Origin of the sequence: Pseudomonas retamae, assembly GCF_043496865.1 — a bacterium.
Taxonomy (GTDB): domain Bacteria; phylum Pseudomonadota; class Gammaproteobacteria; order Pseudomonadales; family Pseudomonadaceae; genus Aquipseudomonas; species Aquipseudomonas retamae.
Genome location: NZ_JBIEIL010000001.1, coordinates 424,911 through 447,743 on the forward strand (window position 1 = coordinate 424,911; position 22,833 = coordinate 447,743).

Sequence of the window (22,833 nt, forward strand, 5' to 3'; positions counted from 1 at the left end):
CATTCGTTCAGTTGGACCGCAGTCTATCCGTTGAGCCAGCCTGCTGGCGATGACGATGCTCGATCCCATCGCTTGCAGGCAAGTCCCGCAAGGGCTAACGGCGCACCTCTGAGCTATGGTCCTCAAGCACCGTCACGGTAGCAGTCGTACCCGCACGCAAACGGCTCTTCCCGGCATAGTCGCCATCGATCTCGATCCGCACTGGCACCCGCTGCGCCAGTTTCACCCAGGTGTAACTCGGGTTGATATTGGCCAGCAGCCGGCTACCCGGTGCGTTTTCCCGGTCGGCAATGGCGAAGGCAATGCTCTGCACCGTACCGCCAAAGGTTCCCCCGCTCATCAATTGCACACGTACTCGATCACCCTCGCTGATGCGCGGCAATTTTGTTTCCTCGAAGTAACCGCTGATATAGAACGAATCACTGTCGACCAGCGCCATCAACGCACCACCCGCTGTCGCATAGTCGCCCTGACGGGTCAACAGGTTGGTGACATAGCCGCTGACCGGCGACTCGACGCGGGTACGCTGCAGATCAAGTTCGGCCTGTGTCAGTGCGGCGACCGCCAACTGCACATTGGCCTCGGCCAGGCCGAGATTGGCCTGATTGCGCAACAGATCCGCCTGGGCCACTGCCACATCGGTACTGGATTTCTCCCACTCTTCACCGGAAATCGCAAAACCCTGTTTGAGCTTGCGCCGCCGACGCTCCTCGCTCTGGCGCTGCTTGAGCAAGGCTTCGCTGGCGACGATGGCCGCTTGCGACTGGCCCAGCGATGCCCGGGCAACTTCCACTGAGCGGCGCGCATGCTCCACCGCCAGGCGATAGCGCGCCGGATCGATCTCCATCAGCAGTTGCCCCTTGTCGACATGCTGGTTGTCCTGCACCGCCAGGCTGACAATGCGCCCTGAAACATCCGCCGACAGCGTCACCACATCCGCCCTCACCCGCGCATCCCGAGTCCACGGTGCACGTGTGTAATACTCCCAGGCAAACCAGCCCAGCACGATGGCCAGCCCCACCACCGCCAATGTGACCAAACGCGCAAATAACACTTTCAAGGCTCAGGCTCCCATCAACAGAATCAGCGTCGCACAGACGCACGCATACAAGGCGCCTTCGAACAGCGCTTCGTGCCAGACCCGCCGCAGCACGCCGAGACGGCGCAGCCCCCAGTCGAGCACCATGAATATCGGTATGGCCAACAACAAAGCCTGGGTAATGGGCGGCAGGTACACACCGCCAATCTCGAAATCAATGGGCAAGGGCCGGTTCTCCTTCCGCAATCGAGCGTTCGATGAATTCACCGTGACGCTGCAGGAATGACACGATAATCAGCAGAGCCACACGCATACGAAATACCGACCACAAATGTTCATGGCTGGCGACGTGCAAATCGTCCAGTTCGTCGCCCAAGGTACGCAGCGTCGTCAGCAGTGGCGCCAGTTTTACATCCTCGCGCCCGGCGACAAAACGCCCGGTCTTGCGCAGCGCAGACGCCAGATGCTGACTGAACGCGTCATTGAGCAACGCATTGTTTTGTGCCTGCTGCCGCAATTGGTGCATCGCCACACCCAGCGCCACGCATGCCAGGCTGATTTCATACAGTCGTTGTGTCTCCCGACCGTTGGCGGCGGGCAGCAGGCCGAGCATGCTGGTCAGGCGATCCACCATACGGCTTTCGAAGGCAAATTGTTCCTCATCGGTTGCTGGGGTTTTGCTCAGCGCATACACCTGTTCGCGCGCTTCGTTATACAAGCGGCTCAAGCGCAATGCCGGGCGAAACGGGAAGATCCACGCGTAGACCAACAGCGCGAGCATCGCCGCACTGACGTAGGCGCCAGCGAACTCGAACCATTGAATCGCCGTGTTCTGCCCGGTGCCGACGTTCTGCGGACCGATCATCAAGAAGCTCGACAAGCCCAGGCCCATGGCAATACCCGTCGTCGCCGGATTCGCCAGTCCGATCGCGATGACATACAGCAGCGGTGCCAGCAGTAACGCCAATGGTTCGAAATCACTGATCGCCGGCACCAGCATGAATTGATAAAGCGCCGAAACCACCAGCGCCAGGCCGAGGCCGCGGGCGTAGCTCTGCGCGGCCATCAGCGGTCGGGGAAATGTCGCCATCAGCGAGCAGAGAATCCCCACCAGAATCATTCCGCCGCGTGCGCCATCCCAGGCGGTTTCGATCCAGATCAAGCCGGCCACCAGCAGCGCCGTGAACGCGCGGATCGCGTTCATCGAAGCCAGGGTGAAGTCCAGATGCAGCGGACTGACCTGACCGCGAAAGAGCACGCTGGCCTCCCGCCCCTCCTGAATCGCATCACTCAATTCGAGGATCTGATCGAGTTGCTGCAACAGCCGCGCCTGCTCCCAGCGTAACGCCCAGGCCAGCGAACGCAGGGTCGCGCTCATGTTTTCCGTCAGTTGTTCAGCCTCGTACGCCAGCCCTTCGAATTGCTGCTGCAAGGTCACGAAATGATGACGGCGTTCGCTGGACAATGAGCGTCCCTGCGCCGCCAGCTCGTCCAGCAGTGCCAGTTCTTCGCTGCGCAGGCGCTGCACCTCCAGCGGCAGATCACCCTCCCAGCGCTCGGTGAGCAGTTCGCGCTGGTGGCGCAATGCGGTGAGTCGCGAGGTCAGCAGCATCAATTGATTGCCCAGCAGCAAAACCAGATTGTTCGCACTGCGCAGACGCGGTGCATCGAAGTACAGATGACGACGCAATCCCTCCAGTGCGCTGATTTCACCGAGCAGTTGCTGCTGGCGGCGCTGAAAATCCTCTTCGCTTTCTTCAGTGCGCAGCACCGCCGCGGCATGACTGGCCGCCAGTTTGATCACCTGATCGACCTTGGCGAAATAACCCTTGGCCACAGCTTGCGGTCGCGCCGTCAGCAGGCTGACCACGCACACGCACGCCACCGCCAGCAAGGTTTCAGTCACGCGAGTCACCGCCAGCAGGAACGTGCCGTCCTGATCGGGAATCGCCAGCAGCGCGACGACCACCGCGGTGTAACCACTAAGCACGAACGCTTGCGAACTGGTGTAGCGCAGCAGTGTGCCACCGGCCGTGCACAGCGCCAGCCACAGCGCGAGCGTCGTGATAAAGGGCAATGGCGCCTGGGGAAAAATGGCCATGATCAGCACGGCAACGGCCGCGCCGAGGGTGGTACCGATCACCTGGCCGAAGCTGCGCGCCAGCGCCATCCCGGCCAATGGCTGACTGACGATGACCACCGCCATGATCGACCACTTGGGCTGGTCGAGGTCGAATACGAACGCCAGATACAGCGTCAGCAACCCCGCCGCAATGGTACGCAGGGCAAACAGCAGAACGGCCTGACCGGGTTGGATCACAGCCTTGAAGTAAATGAACAGGGCTTGCATGGGCACACTCGTTGAGGCGACTTCTGCAAGCGTAGACACTGCATCGCCAGCTTGGTGCGCAACGGAGTCGACGCAGCTTGTAGGACGATTCACATGCACAGGGTTTGACTGATCGCCCGCGCTGACCGAAGCTTGCCGCTCTGCTCCACAACGCCTGTTTCGGAAACCTGCATGCCTCAGTCTCGCCGCTATCTGTTTATCAGCCTCGGCCTGGTGCTTATCGTCATCGTGGCCTGGATTTCGCTGCGCAGCACTACGCCAGTGATCCCCGATGCGATCAAGCACGGTTACAGTGAAGCACTGAACGCGGCGCGTACCGGCGAACCGGGCGCGGCACGCCAGTTGTATCAGCAACTGGGGCGCCCGGATATCTCGGTCAAACGCCGGGTATGGCTGCACGGTGAGCTGCCCAACTACCCGAGCCCACAGGCGCTGAAACTGGCGGATACCGACCTGCAGAATGAAGCCCCCGAAGTACGATTGGCCGCCATCAAGAGCGTGGTCGGGCTGGTCCCGGGCGGGCAACGCAGCCTGCTGTTGGGGCCGATGCTCGACGATGCCGATCAGAATGTGCGTTTTGCCGCCATCAACGCCCTGCTCGGCCTGACGCCTGATGAGCTGGGGCTGTATTTCGCGCCGCTGCAACAAGCCATCGATGGTTGGGAACAGACGCTCAAGGCACAACCGGAAAGCGCCAGCAATTACGCGCAACTGGCGCGCCTGCACATCCACAACGCCGAATTCAAGCAAGCGCAAGTCGCCCTGGAAAACTCGCTGCGTCTGGAGCCGGGTAATCTGCCGGCGCTGGTCATGCAAATTGATGTCCTCGACCGCTTGGGCCAAAGCGATGCCGCCCGCCAATTGCTGGCTCGACAACTCAAGGCCCAGCCTGATTCGGCCTATCTGCAACATGCCCTGGGCTTGTGGTTGCTGCACCACGGCCAGCGTGAATACGCCCTGCTCGGTTTGTCCAAAGCCGTCGAGCTGGAACCGGACAACAAGGATTACCGCTACGACCTCGCCACCACCCTGCACAGCGCAGAAGAACTGGAGGCGGCGCAGAAGCAACTACAGGAAATCGTCCAGCGCCATCCCGCCGACCGCAAGGCTCGGGTTCTGCTGATCAATTACTGGAAAGAAAGCGGCCAGCTGCAAAATGTGCAGATTCTGCTCGCGCAACTCGAACAGCTGAACCCGGACGATCCGGCGCTGCAGCAGGGTCTTTGAGCGTAAAAACCCGCAACATCCGCAAACAATAAGCGGAACTGCCATCACGGCTTAAGGTCAAGTTATTCAGGCCGACCCAATGCATCGATGGTCGCGCTTCCCTTAGTCATGAGAGGACATTATTTGTCTACTTCTAACGAGTTGATCAGTGCGAAAGCCGCTACCGGCATTGCGGGTCTGGATGACATCCTGGCCGGTGGCTTGTCTCGCGGTCATGTGTTTCTGCTGGAGGGTGAGCCCGGAACCGGCAAAACCACGGTCGCTTTGCATTTTCTCCTGGCCGGCGCGAAAGCCGGCGAGCGCTCGTTGTACATCACGCTTTCGGAAACCGAGCACGAACTGCGCCAAGGCGCGCTGTCCCACGGCTGGACGCTGGACGAAAACATCGAAATCTTCGAGCTGACGCCGCCGGAAAGCCTGCTCAACGCCGAGCATCAGCAAAGTCTGCTGTACTCCTCCGACCTGGAATTGGGCGAGGCGACCAAGCAGATTTTCGAAGCGGTCGAGCGTTTCAAGCCGACCCGCGTGGTGCTCGACAGCCTTTCCGAGATACGCTTGCTGGCGCAAAGCTCCCTGCGTTATCGCCGGCAGATCCTGGCCATCAAGCATTATTTCGTGCGTTATAACGCAACCGTGGTGCTGCTTGACGACCTGACAACCGAATCCCTCGATAAGACCGTGCACAGTGTTGCTCACGGGGTGATTCGCCTTGAGGAACTGACGCCGACCTACGGCGCCGAGCGGCGACGCGTGCGGGTGGTCAAATACCGTGGGCAGAAGTATCGCGGCGGTTTCCATGATTTCACCATCATGGGTGACGGCGTGCATGTGTTCCCCCGTCTGGTAGCGGCCGAACACCGTGGCGAGTACGCGCGGTTGCAGCTGTCCAGCGGCATCAAGGAAATGGACGCGCTGCTCGGCGGCGGCATCGAGACCGGCTCCAGCACGCTGATTCTTGGTCCTGCCGGTACCGGCAAGTCGCTGATCTCGATGATCTTCGCCGCAGCCGCGGTCGGTCGTGGTGAAAAGGCTGCGCTGTTTATCTTCGACGAAGAACTCGGCCTGCTGCATGAACGGATGAAAAACATCGGTATCGACCTCAAGGCGCTGCAAGCCACCGGCAATCTGCTGATCGAACAGGTGGACGCTGCCGAACTGTCGCCGGGCGAGTTCTCCCATCGTGTGCGGCGTTGCGTCGACGAGCGCGAAATCAAGACGGTGGTGATCGACAGCATCAACGGCTATCAGGCTGCAATGCCGGAAGAAAACGCGCTGGTCCTGCACATGCACGAACTGTTGCTGTACCTGAACCGTAAAGGCGCGGCGACGTTCATGACGGTCGCCCAGCATGGCCTGGTCGGTGACATGCAAGCGCCGGTCGACATCACCTATCTGGCTGACACCGTGGTGCTGCTGCGTTATTTCGAAGCGCTGGGCAAAGTCCGCCGAGCGATTTCCATCATCAAGAAACGCACCGGCAGTCACGAATCGACCATTCGTGAATTCCGGATCTCGAAAGTCGGCATGACCATCGGCGAACCGCTGGAAGCGTTTCAAGGTGTACTGCGCGGCGTTCCAACTTACCTCGGCGCGAACAATCCGCTGCTTCAGGAAGACAGCTTGTGAATCTCGAGGTGCCACTGGCCGAACGGGCGCTGATTCTGGCGCCCCTGGGTCGCGACAGTCAGATTGCGCTGAAGATTCTCAATGAGGCCGGTTACGGTGGCGTCGTCACTCCCGCTCTCGGTGAGTTGTGTACGCAACTGGACCTGGGTGCAGGTTTGCTGCTGGTCGCCGCCGAGGCCCTGCGCGGACCGGAAATGGAAACGCTGTTCGCCTGGCTGGAACAGCAACCGGCGTGGTCGGATCTGCCGATCATTCTGTTGACCCACCACGGCGGTCAGGAACAGGGACCGTCATCCAGACTGAGTGATCTGCTCGGTAACGTGAGTTTCCTTGAACGGCCTTTTCATCCGGTGACGCTGGTCAGTATGGTCTCCGCCGCATTGCGTGGGCGACGACGACAATATGAAGCGCGCGATCGCCTGATCGACCTGAGCGAAAGCGAACGGCGCCTGCAATCGACCCTCGAAACCCTTGAGCAACAGGTCGAGGAGCGCACCGCGCAGCTGCGCCACAACGAAGAAGCGTTGCGCCAGTCGCAGAAAATGGAAGCGGTTGGCCAGCTCACCGGCGGCATCGCGCACGACTTCAACAACATGCTTACCGGGATCATCGGCAGCCTCGAATTGATCCGTCGGCGCCTGGCCCGTGGGCGCACCGAAGATCTCGACAGCCTGATCGATCTGGGCGTCACCTCAGCCAACCGCGCTGCCGGCCTGACCCATCGTCTGCTGGCTTTTTCGCGTCGCCAGTCGCTGGACTCCAAAGCCGTACAGATGAACACCCTGGTGCTGTCGATGGGCGAGTTATTGCAGCGCAGCCTCAATGAAAGCATTCATCTGGAGATGCGTCTGGATGAAAACCTCTGGATCGCGGAAGCCGACCCCAATCAACTGGAAAGCGCCCTGCTCAACCTGGTGATCAACGCCCGTGATGCCATGCCCGACGGCGGCAAACTGGTGGTCGAGACCAGCAATCAGGTGCTGCATCGCGATTTCACTGAGGCCTACAGTAATCTCGAGCCTGGTGATTACGTGATGCTCAGCGTCACCGATAACGGCTGCGGCATGCCGCAAAGTGTCATGAGCCGTGCCTTCGATCCGTTTTTCACCACCAAACCGATCGGCCAGGGCACAGGCTTGGGCCTGTCGATGATTTACGGGTTCAGCAAGCAGTCGCGCGGCCATGTTTCGATCGAAAGCGAAATCGATCAAGGCACTACGGTAAAACTCTACCTGCCGCGCTTTCGCGGTGAAGAGATGGTCAGCGACGATAAAGACGTTGAGCATTCGCCGGATGCGCTGGATGGCGAAACCGTACTGATCGTCGAGGATGATCCAGCGGTGCGCGTTCTGGTCTGTGCTGTGCTCAGCGAGCTGGGTTATGCCTACGTTGAGGCAGGCGACGCCGACACAGCGCTGCCGTTCCTCAATTCGACGCAGCGCATCGATCTGCTGATCAGCGACGTCGGTTTGCCGGGCATGAATGGCCGGCAACTGGCGGAAGTCGGCCGCCAATACCGGCCCGGTCTGAAGGTGCTGTTCATCACCGGTTACGCCGAGCACGCGGCAGTGCGCGGCGGGTTTCTGGACTCTGGCATGCAGATGATCACCAAGCCGTTCACCTTCGATCTGCTCACCGCCAAGGTACGCGAGATGATCAAGAACTGACTGGCAATCCACGGCCCGCGCAAGCGGGCCAGGCAGTCAGGCCAGCAATTCCTGTATCTTTTCCTGCAGCACGTCCAGATCGAAGGGTTTCTCCAGAATGGGAGCCTTGTTGGTGATCGGGCTACCGGTCTCGCGGATTTCCTGCGGATAACCACTGATGAAGATCACTTTCAGATCCGGGCGCAGTTTGACGGCGGGCTCGGCGATCTGCACGCCGGAGATTCCGCCCGGCAAACGAAAATCAGTGATCAACATGTCCAGGTGCGGCTTGCTCGCCAGAATTTCGAACGCCTGCTCACCGTTTTCCGCCTGCAACACGCGATAGCCCTGCCCCGACAGATAATCCGTCAGAACCATCAAGATAACCGGTTCGTCTTCGACGACGAGTACTACATCTTGTGCATCTACGCTCATGGGAAGCCTTTGTTCGGTCAATAGCTGCTGATACGACCGTGCGGTCAATCAGAGGTTGCGTCGGATATGCCGTTTTCCTGGATTGGCAGACAAACGCGAAACAGGGCGCCTTCGTTGATTTCACTTTCGACGACGATGGAGCCGCCATGGGCGGCGACGATCTGCTCGGAAATGAACAGACCCAGCCCGAGCCCGGCCACTACCGTCTTGGCGGAAACCCGTTCGAACTGTTGGAAAATGCGCTTCTGGTTCTCTTTGCTGATGCCGATGCCGTGGTCCTGGACTTCGATTCGCGCTTCCTCGCCCTCACGGTAGACGCGCACCTGAATCGGGCTTCGGCCGCCATAACGCAAGGCATTGGTCAGCAGATTCGAGACCACTTGCTCGATACGGAACTCGTCCCAGTAACCTTCCACGGGGCCGAATACGGTCAACGACACTTCGGTCTCGGCGGCCTCGATTTGTTGAGCGAAGTTCTGCAGCAGATTGCTCACCAGTTGCACCAGATCGAAACGGCTCGGGCGGATCGACAACTTGCCGGTGCGAATGCGCGACACGTCGAGCATGTCTTCTATCAGGCGAATCAGGCTTTTGATCTGCCGCTCATCGCGATCAACCATCGCGTGCATCTTGTCGAGGGTGAACGCCGAAGCGTTGTCGCGGGCCAGGTGCATTTTGCGCAGCTGGGTTTCAAGGATCAGACCGTTCAGCGGCGTGCGCACTTCGTGGGCGACGATCGACATGAAGTCGTCGCGCATGCGCACGGCCTGCTCGAGGTCGGCCTGAGTGCTTTGCAGTTGTTGCAACAAAGCTTCCTGTTCGCGACGAGCCTGTTCGAGCGCTTCGAGCTGTTGCTTCAACGCTTTGCTTTGGCGATACAGATCGACGAACACGTTGACCTTGCTTTTCACCGCATGGATATCCAGCGGTTTGTGCAGAAAGTCCACCGCCCCGCTCTCATAGCCTTTGAACGCGTAGTTCAGTTCACGGCCGGCGGCGCTGACGAAAATGATCGGGATGTTCTTGGTTTTCTCGGTGCCGCGCATCAATTCGGCGAGTTCGAAGCCGTTCATGCCCGGCATCTGCACATCGAGAATGGCCATGGCGAACTCGTGTTGCAGCAGCAACGACAACGCCTCATCCGCTGACAGGGCTTTGTAGACCGTGCGGTCTTCGCGCTTGATCAGCGCTTCGAGTGCCAGCAGATTCTCCGGCAGATCATCGACGATCAGCAGTTTGGCTTGGATGTTACTTAGCATGCGATTCGTTCCAGCTCGACAAGCAGACCGCTGATGTCGTGAATGGGTAGGACATGATCCGGCTGCCGAATGTTCATTGCAGCCTGAGGCATGGTGGCGACCTGCGCTTCGTTGGGGTCCTGGACGATGGTCAAACCACCGCAACGCTTGACGTAAGCCAGGCCGCGGGCGCCATCGTGATTGGCACCGGTCAGTAAAACAGCGGCCAGCGTCGCTCCGTAGACGTCGGCGGCGGACTCGAACAGGAAATCGATCGAGGGCCGCGAATGGTGCAAACGGTCTTCCTGACTCAAGGAAAAGCTACGGTCAATTTCGATCGAAAGGTGATAACCGGGCGTGGCGAAATACACCGTGCCGGCTTCGATATCCTGCTTGTCGGCGGCTTCGATCACGGGCATTTGCAAACGTCGGGCGAAGACCTCGGCCAATTGGCTACGGCGTTCTTCAGGCAGGTGCAACACCACAACGATCGGCAATCTGAAGCCACGGCGCAGCGGCCCGAGCAGGCTCAGCAGCGCCTCGACGCCACCGGCGGAAGCTCCGACCACAACGGCCTCGACACGAGGCAAAACCGCCGTTTCGTTCATGTTTTGCGGTAGATCCGTTCTTGCTTCACCAGCGCTTCGAACCGGTTGGCATAGTTGGAAAAATCCAGCGTCTCTTTGCTGCCCAGCACCAGAAAGCCGCGGTGACACAGCGATTCATGAAACAGCCCGAAGGCCCGATCCTGCAGCTTCTTGTTGAAATAGATCAGCACGTTGCGGCAGGAAATCAAGTGGGTTTCCGAGAACACGCTGTCAGTGGCCAGACTGTGGTCGGCAAACGTCACGTTCTCGCACAGGGTCTTGTCAAACATCGCGTAGCCATAGGCCGCCGTGTAGTAGTCGGCGAATGAGCGCTGACCACCGGCCTGCTGATAATTGGCGGTGTAGGCGCGGACATTCTCCATCGAGAAAATGCCCTGCTTGGCCTTGTCCAGCGAGCGAGGGTTGATGTCCGTGGCATAAATGATCGTGCGATCGAGCAGGCCTTCTTCGCGCAGCAGAATCGCCATCGAATAGACCTCCTCACCCGTGCTGCAGCCAGCAATCCAGATTTTCAGCGAAGGATAGGTGCGCAGCAGCGGCACCACTTCGTTGCGGATGGCGAGAAAGTGCGAAGGGTCGCGAAACATCTCGCTGACCGGAATCGTTAGCAGCTGCAGCAGCTGCATGAACGCCGTCGGGTCATGCAGCACTTTTTCCTGTAGCGCCGAAATCGTCGCGCACTCGAACTGGCTCAACGCGTGTTGCACCCGGCGCTTGATCGAAGCGCCGGAGTAATCGCGAAAATCGTAGCTGTATTTGAGATAAATCGCCTCGATCAGCAGGCGCAGCTCGATTTCGCTGTTTCGTTCGGCGGGTGTACTGCGTTCCACTAAATGCGTTCCATTTTCGGTAACCACACACGAATCAGTGAGAACAGACGATCCAGGTCGATGGGCTTGGCCAGATAATCATTGGCGCCCGCCTGCAGGCAGCGCTCCTGATCGTCCTTCATGGCCTTGGCCGTGACCGCGATGATTGGCAGCTTGCGCCAGCGCGGATCCTTGCGGATTTCAATGGTGGCTTCAAAGCCGTCCATTTCCGGCATCATCACGTCCATCAACACCAGATCGATGTCCTCGACTTCGTTGAGTTTATCAATCGCTTCACGACCGTTACGGCCGATCACCACGACTGCGCCTTTGGTCTCCAGGGCACTGGTCAGGGCGAAAATGTTGCGCACATCATCGTCCACCAACAGCACCTTGCGGCCCTCGAAGACTTTGTCGCGGCTGCGTGCGGTCTTGAGCATCTTCTGCCGTTCATGGGACAACTGCGATTCGACTTTGTGCAGAAAGAGTGTGACCTCATCGAGCAAGCGCTCCGGCGAGCGTGCGCCCTTGATGATGATCGAGCGCGAATACTTGCGCAGCTCGGATTCCTCGTCGCGGGTCAGGTTGCGCCCGGTGTAGACAATCACCGGCGGGAACGAGCAGATGTCCTCGGTGGACATGCGCTTGAGCAGGTCATTGCCGAGCATGTCCGGCAACTTCAGATCGATGACCATGCAATCGTAGATCGTCGTGCGCAGCAGCTCCAGCGCATCCTGGGCCAGGCCCACCGCGGTGATTTCAATGTCTTCATCGCCAATCAGCCGCGCGATGCTTTCGCGTTGCAGATCGTCATCCTCGACCAGCAGCACGCGTTTGACCTTCTGCGTCAGCTTGGCTTCGAGACGGGCGAATACGTCTTTGAGCTCTTCGCGGGTGGTCGGTTTGACCGCATAGCCGATGGCGCCCATGTGCATCGCTGCTTCGACGCGGTCTTCGACGGAAATCACGTGCACCGGGATGTGCCGGGTGCCGGCGTGTTCCTTGAGGCGTTGCAGCACGGTCAGACCCGAGTGGTCCGGCAGGCGCATGTCGAGCAGGATCGCATCCGGGACGAACTCTTTGGCCAGATCGTAGCCTTCGTCGGCACCGTGGGCGACCAGGCACTGATAACCCAGCTCGTGCGCGAGGTCGTAAAGGATGTGGGCGAAATTCGGTTCGTCTTCTACCACCAGAATGCAGCGTGTGTTGAACGGTGCCTTGTCACGGTCATCGGCGAAACGCGGAATGTGCACCGGGGCCAGCGGTGACACATTGAGCGCCGGCGCTGCGGGCGCTGCTGGCGCAGGCGGCGTGAAGGTCAACGGCGCCGAGGCCACTTCAGCAGACTCGCTGTATTGAGTTGGCAGCAGCAGCGTGAACACACTGCCCTGCCCCGGCGTGCTGCTGACGCTGATCGAGCCGCCAAGCAAGGTTGCCAGATCACGGGAGATCGACAAGCCCAGACCGGTGCCACCGTATTTGCGGTTGGTGGTGCCATCGGCCTGGCGGAACGCTTCGAAGATGCTTTCCTGTTGGTCGGGCGCAATACCGATGCCCGAATCGCGAACGATGAATGCAATACGGTCGTCGGGTTGGCCGGCGATGGTCAAGCTCACCGAACCCTTTTCGGTGAACTTCAATGCGTTCGACAGCAGGTTCTTGATCACTTGCTCCAGACGCTGGCGGTCGGTGTACAACATGGCCGGCGCACCCGGCTGCAGGTCGACAGTAAAGGCCAACTGTTTGTCTGCGGCCAACGGCTCGAACATATTGCGCAGACCTTCGGCCAGGCGCCCGACGCTGGTGTTTTCCGGCAGCACTTCAAGCTTGCCCGCCTCGACCTTGGAAATATCCAGAATGTCGTTGATCAGGTTGAGCAAGTCGTTGCCGGCGGAATAGATCGACTCGGCAAACTTGACCTGCTCGGCGCTGAGGTTTTCCTGCGGGTTCTCTGCCAGCAACTTGGCCAGAATCAGCGAGCTGTTCAACGGCGTGCGCAATTCGTGGGACATGTTGGCGAGGAATTCGGACTTGTATTTGCTCGAACGCTGCAATTCTTCGGCGCGTTCTTCCAGTTGCACCTGGGCCTGATTGAGCTCGGTGTTTTTCTGGTCCATGGCATCGCGCTGCTCGGCCAGGGTCTGCGCCTGTTCGGCAAGTTGCTCGTTGGTCTGTTCCAGTTCGACCTGCTGGGTTTCCAGATGCGCCTGGGATTCCTTGAGAATCCGCGACTGTTCTTCCAGCTCTTCGTTGGCGGTTTTCAATTCTTCCTGCTGAACTTGCAACTCTTCATTGAGCTGCTGGGTTTCGGCGAGGACTTCCTGCAGGCGCTGACGGTAACGCGCCGCTTCGATCGATGTGCCGATGTTGCCGGCAATCAGTTCCAGCAATTCGATGTCGCGCTGGTTCAGCGGACGCAGGAAGCCCAGCTCGATCACGCCGTTGACGCGCTCATCCTCGCTGGTCGGCACCACCACGACACTGTGCGGCAAGCCCTCGCCCAGGCCGGAACTGACTTTGAAGTAATCGCTCGGCACCGAATCCAGACGAATCAGCCGCGCCTGCTGCGCGACCTGGCCAACGATGCCTTCGCCACTGAATATTGCCTGGTCCTGCTCTTCCTGTTCACGGGAGAACCCGTAAGTGGCTACGCGTTTCAGTCCGCCGTGCTCTTCGCGCACGTACAACGCGGCCACGGCGCTGCCCAGATACTGCGCGCAGAATTGCAGAATATTGCGCCCCAACAGATTCAGCGTCAGTTGCCCCAACACTTGCTCGGCCAGTTGTGTCTGGCCGTTGCGCAACCACGCCTGTTTTTCCAGACGCTCGGCACTGGCCTCTTGGGCCGCCAAAGTCGCGCTATAGCTCTGCGAAAGATTGACCAGATCGCGGCGACCGACATACGCCAGCAAGCCACTGATCACGCCGATAAACAGCAGATAAAGGCTGATGCTCCAGATCGTGGTACGCCGCACATCTTCATTGCGCGTGGCGCGCAACACTTGTTCGGTTTCGATGACGTCTTCGAACTGTTTGCGGATTTCGTCGGTCAGGCGCTTGCCGCGCCCGGCCTTGACCGCGCCGCGATAATCGCCGCTGCTGCGTTGCAGATCGATCATCGATTGCGCGTAATTAGCCCATTCGACCTGCAATGCCTGCAGGCGGCGCAAACGATCCGTCTGCACCGGGTTGTCGGCGGTCAGCTCAAGCAGAGTATTGAGCGCCACGGCGATGCGCGGCTTGGCAGTCTCGTATGGGTCGAGGAAATGCTCGTCACCGCTGAGCAAATAGCCGCGCATGCCGGTTTCCAGGTCCACGGTGAGTTTCACCGCTTCGTTGGCGTTATTGATCACCCGGTCGGTGTGCTCCACCCATTGGATGACCGACAGCAAATAGGTGATCAGCGACACGAAGAACACGGCGCTCAGTGCGCCAACGCCCAAAGGCAGGCTGATGTTGCGAGTCAGGAGTTTGCGAAACCGTTGTTCATCAACCGAAGACGGAGAGGACATGAGGCAGCCTTGTCGAACTGTTGAAAAACGTGGAGTTTGCCCGAAAACCCCGGTCTGGATCCATTTTTCTGACACTTTTGATGGCAATTTCCTACATCCCCCTGCACGCGGACGGCGCCAACCGCTATCCTGTCGCCGCCACGCTGCCCCGCGCTTTTTTTTGTATCAGGCCGGGAACTTGTGGCTATGCGCCACTTACTCATGCAAGAGTCCGGTCATTCGATTGACCGCTGTCCCCCGTTTTTTTGAGAGCCCTGCCATGTCTGCCACTCCACCCACCATCCTTGTCGTAGAAGACGACGCTATCGTGCGCATGCTTATTGTGGATGTGCTGGAGGAGCTGGAATACAAGGTGCTTGAGGCTGACGGCAGCGAGCAGGCCCTGACTGTTCTCGGAGCGCCATCCGAGCAAATCAATCTGATGATGACGGACGTCGGGCTGCCCGGCATGGATGGTCGCGAGCTGGCGATTGAAGCGCGCAAACTGCGCCCTGCCCTCAAGGTCCTGTTCGCCAGTGGTTACGCGGAATCCATTGATGTCCCGGAAGGCATGCACATGATCGGCAAACCGTTTTCCATTGATCAACTTCGCGACAAAGTCAAAGCCATACTTGAATAACCAAACATTACCGTAAATAGAATCTTACGGAAGCAACTTGTCATATTGCCAAACAAACGGTAATTAACTAACGCTGCTGTTTCTTACTGTCCTGCAATTATTCTGAATGGGCTCTTTTGGATGCGTCTCAAACGATACGCAACCAATAACCCTCAAAATAATATCAAGGATAGACGCCATGCAGTCCCTGTCAGCCGACGCCAGTATCATTGTCGACCGCTCCGTTTATGACAAACAGGAAAAAGCGCTGGTTGCCCAAGCGCTGCTTCAAGCCATTACACAAACCGATGCCACCACGACTTTTGGTGACTACTCGGCAAGCGCCGCGCAGCCACCCGGCACTTTTCTTGACCTGGGCAACCGATTCATAAGCCGGGTGGTCGGCAGCAGCTTCGATGAAGTTTGCGATCCGCCGCGCAAGGCATTGCGCAAGTTGAGCCAGAGCCAGTCCTTCGCTGATCTGCTGCGCAAATACTCATACCCCGTCGACGTACAGTTTGGTATCGACGCTAAAGCCAATCTGTTCATGCTTTACAGATCTTCCCGGTTCGATATCGAAGTGGCTGCCGATGTTGACGCGACGTTGGCGGAAGATCTGGCTATGCTTGCGGAGTTTGCCGGCAAGACCGGCGGCTATGTTTATGCTGATGATTATTATGCGATCGATCAGTGGCTGGCCTTCGAAGGTTTGAACGTGCCGAACAGCATTGCCGAGACCAGGAATCTCATCGCCTGGCTCGAATTCGAGTTGCCCGCCCCACCTGCTCTTGGCGATTACCACGAGTTATTGAGCGCCGCTGAAAAGTCGCCATTTTATTTGTCGGCGACTGACCGCGAGACCATCAGACAACTGGCCAACGAACTGACGCTTGGCAAGTCCGGTCTTTTACAGAAGCTGTCATACGCGAACTTCAATTTGATTCCGATAGCCGATAAACGTGAGCACGCGGACAAGTTCATCGAAAGCTTCCTGAAGAAGCCGATTGCAAAAACACTGGGTGAAACTGTCCATCAACGCCTCGAATGGTCGTTGTCCACGCAAGATGATTCGGTACGAACCCGCCAACTCAGAGAGATGGTAGCGGCTGCACTGATCATCGATATGATCGAGCCAGCAAGCTCATCCATGATCGCCGGCTATGACCTCTACCAACCCGCCAGCGCGACATGCCACCCGGCGCAAGTGCGCGCAGCATTTGAAGAGCATCTGGTGCGCAAGGGTCTGGCGACACCGGATCATGCTCCGTTGGCTGCGCACCTGCTGCTCGCCGGGACAGCGCCCGAATTTCTTGTTCAGGACATTCCCGCCGGGCTGACCCTGGACAAGCCGGGCTGGGTGTCCATTGCACAGGCCGTGGCGCTGATCGAACTGGCATCGCCTGGCTCGTCGCGAATGATGGCATTCGAGCGGATAAAGGCGTTCTCAGAGCTGGCTCCGGTATCTTCCGGGCAAGCCGAGTTGCACGAGCTCACAGCAATTGTCCCCGTGCTCAACTGGGCAGTGCTTAACGACGTAGTTGCTTACCGAAGTGACAAAGCCTACGACAAAGCGGACCTCATAAAAGCCGCAACGTATTTCAAGCGGTACATGGAAGCACTCGGTCAGTCTGAGACGGCCCTGTCCAGCGTTCCGCCGGACCGCGCGCGGATTGGCCTGCAAGCGCTCAAAAAGGTGATGCCGGACGGTCCCTATCTGGAACAGAAAACCTTCGAACTCACCTACCTGAGCAGCCTTGGCGAACGCAGTTGGCTGGAAGGTCTGAGGGCTGCCCATCCAACCGGTATTCTCAGCGAGTTCTGGGATATTCTCGCCGCCAACAATGACTACAGCGAATACGCGGCGCACGATTTGCTGCGGCTACGCCTGTCGATTCTCGACCTGTATTTGTCCGGCGATCTTGTTGAACATGGAAAGTTGTCCGCCAAGTTCAAGAGCCAGAGCAATTTCAATCCTCCTGCCGATGCCTTCTCGCGTCTTGCTGAACTGGAGTCGCCGGGACAACTGTTTGACCAGGCTTTCGACGAGTACTACCAAGGCGTGCGCGAAGGGCTGTCGTCGTTGATCAAGCTGGCCGTCTGCAACATGCCCGAAGAACATCGTCGTATGCTGACCCGTGGCAACATGACGCTTTACACCGTCAGGAAGTCAGTTAATTCGCTCAACTCACAACAAGAAACCCAACTCGCACGGAACGAGGCAAAAGGACGCTACGGCATTATTTTGTGCTGCGAGAACGGCGACGATGTGCGCGCCTATGAATTATTCACCTTGCGCGGCTTGTGTCGCGAGCGCCCCGAACTGGCTGCCAGACTGCAAGACAGCGGCATCATAAATGATCGTCCTACGCTTTCATTCACGGGTAGCGTTCACGACTTTCAACCCAAGAACCCGACGCGGGACTGGCCCTTGGACTTTGCGGCCTATCAGGCAGGCAGCGAACCGCGCAGTGACGTGACTTCCAGTGTTGTCGTGGAAAAACTCTGGCAACTGGATCTTGATGCAACTGAGTTCAGGCCCGTCGCGCTGTTTTTTTCCCGGCAAGTCGAAGAAATTGCCGAGTGCATACTGAACAACCACCCCGTCGCGCATCGCGAAGAATTGTACGCATCGCTCAATACCCAAACTGATTTGCAAAAATGGCGCGACCTCAAGGAAACGATTCAAACCGTGGTAATCAACGTTGTCGTGCCATTCAAACAGTGCGTAGAGGACATCGGCTCGGGACGAACTGACCGGGTGGCAGAAGGTATCGGCGGTTGTATTCTCGACGGGTTGTCGATCATTGGTCTGCTTGTGGGGCTTGGGGCATCTGCGGCCAGCATCATCGCCAAAACCGGGTCGACAACCCTTAAGTTGTTGAAAATATCCAAGGCCGTCGCGCGGGCCGCGGTGTCGTTGATCAATCCGATCGACGGCTTGCCCGCACTGGCTCGCAAGGGGTTCAGGCTGGCCGGACGCGGCATTGTGTTTCTCGGTGAGCACGGCCTCGATTCCATCAGGGCCGCCAGTACACAGTTACGCAAACTGGTAGCGGGGGCCGACGCTTACAACCTGATCAGGTTCGAGCGGCTTGATGACTTGCGCCATGCCTCATGGCATCACGCGGACAGCGTGGGCCAGGTGCTCGATATTGCCGTGCTGGAACGCAACAAGAATTGGCATGCGCTCAACCTCAAGGTCGGCGGAGCCTGGGGGCCTCGGCTGAAAATCCTGGATCTGGGCAACTTCGCGCCGATCAAGCGCCTGTTCGGTCGCCCCAAACCGCACAGCTATACCCGCGGTTACCTGAAAAAGGCCATTCCACATGCTAAAAGCAAGCTGGAAAGCGCCATCAGCGCGCTGGCGCAAGTCGACCACAACAATGACGTACGTGCAGTGCTCAGGCATGTGTTCGGAACCGATTCGGCCGAAGCGATCGACCATTTGACCCTGAGTTTTCGCTCAATGCGCAACGATCTGGATTCGGTGGCATTGTCGAACGTGGTCTTTCGCCCTTATGAACGGGGGACATTGGCGGCCTTGCTGCCGATGACCTACAAACGTTGGAAGGACGGTTACTTCAACGGTGTAAAAATAGACAGGGCTGCAACCCGGTTTCTGGCCATCTACCCGGACAATCTGGATGAGTTTTACAAGCTGTCCAGATATGACGACGCCAGCGTCGGCGATGTCATCGTGCATGAAATGTCGCATGGCGCACCCGATGCGCTGGATATGTACTACGGACAAACTTTCCCGGATTTGCATCACGCAGAATTCGACGCGGTCGGCCTACTGGAATTTGCCCGGGATGCTCACAAAGCCGATCCTGCGAATCTGGCTAATCCGCACTTCGCACTGGCGCACAGCCCGGGCTTCGACGAATTCAAGCAGATAAAAGGCCGATTGCCGAAATTAATACAGGATCATCCGGCGCTGATTAACGCAGAATCCTTTTTACTTGCCGTTGCGCTGCTGGACCAACACAAAACCCGCCCCGCTACGCTTGATTTCAATGTAAAAACCATTGAAAAAGCGCTGAACAAGGCCACCGATGGCAAGTTCATCGATGGACCGGTTCTGCTCAGTCTGTCCAAAGCCACGCCGTATCCTTGATCGCTCAACTTTGAGCAGGGCGCATAGGGCCACCGGCAGTGTGGTTTAATTGCGCCCTTTTTTCTTCAAGGCTTCAAGGGTTCTCCATGCCTCACAATCACATCACCAAAGTTCTGGTTATCGGCTACGTCTGGCCCGAGCCACGCTCTTCGGCGGCCAGCGGGCATGTCATGCAGATCCTTGAAACCTTCCTGCAGCAAGGCTGGCACATCACCTTCAGCAGCCCGGCCGGCCCCGGTGAGCACAAGGCCGACTTGGCTGCGTTCGGCATCCGTGAAGTGCCGATCGAACTCAACAACAGCAGCTTCGACCATTTCATCAGCGAACTGGCGCCGGATATTGTCCTGTTCGATCAATTCATGATGGAGGAGCAGTTTGGCTGGCGCGTGGAAAAACACTGTCCGCAGGCGCTGCGGGTGCTGGAAACCTCTGACTTGCAAAGTCTGCGACATGCCCGCCATCAACGTCTCAAGCAACGCCTCAAGCTCGATCCTGAGCAGAATGATTTCAGCGACGTGTTTGCGCCCGCGCTGAGTGATAAGTTCGCATTGATGGCCGAGACCGATCTGGCCAAACGCGAAATAGCCGCGCTGTATCGTTGCGATTTGAACCTGATGATTTCTCAGGTCGAGATCCAGTTGCTCGTCGAGCAGTTCGGCATGCCTGCGCAGTTACTGCACTGGTGTCCATTGATGATCGATCCGCCTGCTGATCAGGCCGCAGCTTGGGCTGAACGGGCGAACTTTCTCAGTATCGGCAATTTTCGCCACGCACCCAACTGGGACGCGGTGCTATGGCTGAAAACCACGATCTGGCCGCTGATTCGGCAGCAATTGCCGCAGGCTCAACTGCACATTTATGGCGCCTATACCCCTCCGAAAGCCACGGCACTGCACAACGTCAAGGAAGGCTTTCACATCATGAACTGGGCCGAAGATGCGTTGCAGGTCATGTCGGTCGCGCGGGTTTGCCTGGCGCCGTTGCGCTTTGGCGCAGGCATCAAAGGCAAACTGGTCGACGCCATGCTGTGCGGCACACCCAGTGTGACCACGCCGGTGGGCGCCGAGGGCATGCACGGCGAATATTCCTGGCCCGGTGCAATTACCCAAAGCGCAGTCGATTTCGCCAACAGCGCTGTCGCGCTCCATGACAACGAGGCGCATTGGCAGCAGGCGCGTGCGGCCGGTCATACCCTGCTGACCGAGCGTTATTCACAGTCGGTGCATGGGCCGGCGCTGATTGAAAAACTGCTTTATTGTATGCAACATCTTCAACGCCGGAGAGTTGAAAACTTCACCGGCAGCATGTTGCGTCATCATTCGCACAAGAGCACTCAATACATGTCACAGTGGATTGAAGCGAAAAATCGCTGCGCTAAAGAAAGCGACTGAAATATAACAAAGATTATCTACATGACTTGCATTGAATGTCATGTTGGCCATTCGATAACGAGCCTTTATAAACATCCTGCGCGCGCACTTTAAATTATTGAAAACTACGCAGGATATATGACATGAACAACTTTCAAGCTCATCAATGGATGGCCGACGCTTCACAAATTGACAACCTGTCGCTTTATGAATTGACCCTGCCGGGCACGCATAACGCCGGCTGCGACCTGGAAGCCAGATATGCGGTGCCGTTTGGCGAAAACTGGCTGGCCTGCCAGGACGTTTCGTTCTATTCACAGTTGAATCGTGGCGCTCGAGCGCTTGATGTTCGTCTAGTGTTTGTGGCGGACGCCCAAGGCCTCGCGCAATTTCGCTTTCAACATAATGGCAACCGCTCCTCTCGGACACTGGAAGATCTGGTGCGAGATATAAAAGGGTTTTATGAGCGAAGCCCTGATGAATTCATCATTCTCGACTTTCATGAACTCAAAGATGGCGCAAAGGAATTTGACCATTCGCAATTCAAAGCGCTAATGCTCGAGCACCTCGGCGATCGAATGATTCCGGCGCAAAATCTGCATTTGAACCTGGGGCAACTCAAAGCAGTCAGTCCGCTGCAACGAATCATGGTGGCGGCGCCGATGACCTGGGCAACTGACGACCATCGTTTCCAGAGCAAGATCGATCATAAATGGATTGGAAAATCGTTTGTCAGCGCAACCGATCTGCAAGCTTACATAGCGAACGTTTTAAGTACGCCAATCAGCACGCTGCGCGCATGGTCGTTGTCGGCGACGAGTTACACCGTGGGCGGTCCGCAGCGTATTCTCGAGTCGCTGGATGAATGGTTTGACACGGACAAATCGGACTGGGCGAGAAAGTGCCACATCATCAATTTCGATTTCATCAAGAATTCCGGTCTGGTGCGCTTTTGCCTGACGGCCAACCTGCAAAAAGCCGCTGAGAAGTCTGCATAAGCACAGGCACCGCAAGACCAACGTGAACTGGCGCAACGTTGGATAAACGAGGCATCATCGCCAGGCGATCAACAACAAGAAGCGCGCCATGACCCGAACCGCTCGCGTGACCGACCCCTCCTACGAATTGATGGACGACCATAACGGCTTGTCCATCATCTATCGTCAGCACGGCTTCCCCTGCCCACTGGTGCGCTGGCACTTTCACAAGGAATACGAACTGCACCTGATCGTCGCCAGTTCCGGCAAGGTGTTCATCGGCGACTACATCGGCAACTTTTACCCGGAAACGCTGTTCCTGACCGGCCCCAATCTGCCGCACAACTGGATCAGCCAGGTCGGCGAAGACGAAGTGGTGGAAAAGCGCGACATGCTGGTCAATTTCACTGATGAATTGTTTGAAAGCGGCCATCAAGTGTTTGCCGAGTTGAAAACCCTGGCACCGCTGCTTGATCGCGCGCAGTACGGTATCGAGTTTCGCTGCAAGCGCACCATTCGCCAGGCCATGACGCTGATGCAGCGCATCGCCGACTCCACCGGCATTACTCGCCTCGGGCATTTCTTCATCCTGATGGAGTTGCTCGCGGCCAGTGATGATTTCCTGTTGTTGTCGGGCGCAACCACGCCGCAACTGGCCGATGAACACAACATCGACCGCACCAACCGCGCGGTCGATTACATTTTCAGCCATTACGCTCGGGATATCTCGCTGGAGGAAGTTGCCGAGCACCTGGGCATGACCCCGACCTATTTCAGCCGCGTGTTCAAACAGGCCACCGGACGCAACTTCATCGAGTTCGTCAATCGCCTGCGCATCAGCAAGTCCTGCGAGTTGCTGGCCGATGGCGACAAACCGGTGACTGAGGTGTGCTTCGAATCCGGGTTCAATAACATCTCCAACTTCAACCGGCGTTTTCAACAACTCAAGGGCATGACGCCGTCACATTATCGGCGGCTCGCGGTGCAGCGCCTGACCGAGCAGAACCATCTCTGACACCACCGCATCCCCTGTGGGAGCGAGCCTGCTCGCTCCCACAGAGGACACCGTTGCGGTCGAAAACCTATACAGATTCCATACTCCTCCCCCGCTGCAAACCCCTTCCCTGCGTTAACACCTTTAAACCCCAGTGCAAAAAAGTATCGATAAAAGTGCTAGGGATGATTTGTCACTGCGCTGATTGAAGGCTGTAATCAGCGCAGATTCTTCCTGTCGTCGGAAGACACAAAAACAATAACTGTCCTTCTGTTGCCCGCCGGGTG

16 protein-coding genes are annotated in these 22,833 nt (G+C 57.8%); 8 read left to right on the forward strand and 8 right to left on the reverse strand.

The genetic code is table 11. The features are described 5' to 3' along the window. Window positions 1-94: 94 nt before the first annotated feature. Genes ACGSLL_RS01735 through ACGSLL_RS01745 form a run of 3 tightly spaced genes read right to left on the reverse strand, consistent with a single transcriptional unit; the run spans window position 95 to window position 3,389 of the window. Entirely contained in the window at window positions 95-1,060 is a 966-nt protein-coding gene (locus ACGSLL_RS01735; RefSeq protein ID WP_394502556.1) for an HlyD family efflux transporter periplasmic adaptor subunit, read from the reverse strand. Window positions 1,061-1,063: 3 nt separating this feature from the next. Further along, window positions 1,064-1,264 (reverse strand): DUF1656 domain-containing protein, encoded by a 201-nt coding sequence (locus ACGSLL_RS01740; RefSeq protein WP_394502558.1) that lies wholly within the window; start codon window positions 1,262-1,264, stop codon window positions 1,064-1,066. Then, window positions 1,254-3,389: an FUSC family protein gene (locus ACGSLL_RS01745; RefSeq protein ID WP_394502560.1), complete on the reverse strand. Its 2,136-nt coding sequence runs from the start codon at window positions 3,387-3,389 to the stop codon at window positions 1,254-1,256. Before ACGSLL_RS01745 ends, ACGSLL_RS01740 begins: the two co-directional genes overlap by 11 nt. Window positions 3,390-3,560: 171 nt before the next feature. Here ACGSLL_RS01745 and ACGSLL_RS01750 point away from each other — a divergent pair, with 171 nt between their 5' ends. The 3 genes from ACGSLL_RS01750 to ACGSLL_RS01760 all read left to right on the forward strand — a co-directional run bounded on the left by ACGSLL_RS01750 (window position 3,561) and on the right by ACGSLL_RS01760 (window position 7,909). Further along, on the forward strand, window positions 3,561-4,616 hold the full coding sequence (locus ACGSLL_RS01750; protein ID WP_394502562.1) for a tetratricopeptide repeat protein: 1,056 nt from the start codon (window positions 3,561-3,563) through the stop codon (window positions 4,614-4,616). Between the two features lie 123 nt (window positions 4,617-4,739). After that, window positions 4,740-6,242, forward strand: a complete 1,503-nt coding sequence (locus ACGSLL_RS01755) for an ATPase domain-containing protein (RefSeq protein WP_208937475.1) — start codon at window positions 4,740-4,742, stop codon at window positions 6,240-6,242. Further along, window positions 6,239-7,909 (forward strand): ATP-binding protein, encoded by a 1,671-nt coding sequence (locus ACGSLL_RS01760; RefSeq protein WP_394502565.1) that lies wholly within the window; start codon window positions 6,239-6,241, stop codon window positions 7,907-7,909. Before ACGSLL_RS01755 ends, ACGSLL_RS01760 begins: the two co-directional genes overlap by 4 nt. 36 nt (window positions 7,910-7,945) lie before the next feature. Here ACGSLL_RS01760 and ACGSLL_RS01765 read toward each other — a convergent pair whose 3' ends face one another. Genes ACGSLL_RS01765 through ACGSLL_RS01785 form a run of 5 tightly spaced genes read right to left on the reverse strand, consistent with a single transcriptional unit; the run spans window position 7,946 to window position 14,490 of the window. Next, window positions 7,946-8,323 (reverse strand): response regulator, encoded by a 378-nt coding sequence (locus tag ACGSLL_RS01765; protein WP_039761562.1) that lies wholly within the window; start codon window positions 8,321-8,323, stop codon window positions 7,946-7,948. Window positions 8,324-8,367: 44 nt separating this feature from the next. Next, window positions 8,368-9,582 (reverse strand): hybrid sensor histidine kinase/response regulator, encoded by a 1,215-nt coding sequence (locus tag ACGSLL_RS01770; protein ID WP_394502568.1) that lies wholly within the window; start codon window positions 9,580-9,582, stop codon window positions 8,368-8,370. Next, on the reverse strand, window positions 9,576-10,169 hold the full coding sequence (locus ACGSLL_RS01775) for a chemotaxis protein CheB (protein WP_394502570.1): 594 nt from the start codon (window positions 10,167-10,169) through the stop codon (window positions 9,576-9,578). Before ACGSLL_RS01775 ends, ACGSLL_RS01770 begins: the two co-directional genes overlap by 7 nt. Then, window positions 10,166-10,999 carry a CheR family methyltransferase gene (locus ACGSLL_RS01780; protein ID WP_394502572.1) on the reverse strand — a complete coding sequence of 278 codons (834 nt, stop codon included), beginning with the start codon at window positions 10,997-10,999 and terminating at the stop codon, window positions 10,166-10,168. Before ACGSLL_RS01780 ends, ACGSLL_RS01775 begins: the two co-directional genes overlap by 4 nt. Then, complete coding sequence (locus ACGSLL_RS01785; protein ID WP_394502574.1) at window positions 10,999-14,490, reverse strand: response regulator; 3,492 nt, start codon at window positions 14,488-14,490, stop codon at window positions 10,999-11,001. The genes ACGSLL_RS01780 and ACGSLL_RS01785 overlap by 1 nt, the downstream gene beginning before the upstream one ends. A 259-nt stretch (window positions 14,491-14,749) precedes the next feature. On the opposite strand from ACGSLL_RS01785, the gene ACGSLL_RS01790 reads away from it, so the two are divergent. The 5 genes from ACGSLL_RS01790 (at window position 14,750) to ACGSLL_RS01810 (ending at window position 22,567) form a co-directional block, all read left to right on the forward strand. Beyond that, window positions 14,750-15,109 carry a response regulator gene (locus ACGSLL_RS01790; RefSeq protein WP_394502576.1) on the forward strand — a complete coding sequence of 120 codons (360 nt, stop codon included), beginning with the start codon at window positions 14,750-14,752 and terminating at the stop codon, window positions 15,107-15,109. A gap of 178 nt (window positions 15,110-15,287) precedes the next feature. Beyond that, window positions 15,288-19,205 carry a hypothetical protein gene (locus tag ACGSLL_RS01795; protein WP_394502578.1) on the forward strand — a complete coding sequence of 1,306 codons (3,918 nt, stop codon included), beginning with the start codon at window positions 15,288-15,290 and terminating at the stop codon, window positions 19,203-19,205. A gap of 86 nt (window positions 19,206-19,291) precedes the next feature. Next, entirely contained in the window at window positions 19,292-20,596 is a 1,305-nt protein-coding gene (locus ACGSLL_RS01800; RefSeq protein ID WP_394502580.1) for a glycosyltransferase, read from the forward strand. 122 nt (window positions 20,597-20,718) lie between these two features. Beyond that, a complete protein-coding gene (locus tag ACGSLL_RS01805) occupies window positions 20,719-21,573 on the forward strand; it encodes a PI-PLC domain-containing protein (protein ID WP_394502582.1) in 855 nt (284 codons plus the stop codon). An 88-nt stretch (window positions 21,574-21,661) separates the two neighbouring features. Further along, complete coding sequence (locus tag ACGSLL_RS01810; protein WP_394502584.1) at window positions 21,662-22,567, forward strand: AraC family transcriptional regulator; 906 nt, start codon at window positions 21,662-21,664, stop codon at window positions 22,565-22,567. Window positions 22,568-22,833: the final 266 nt, after the last annotated feature.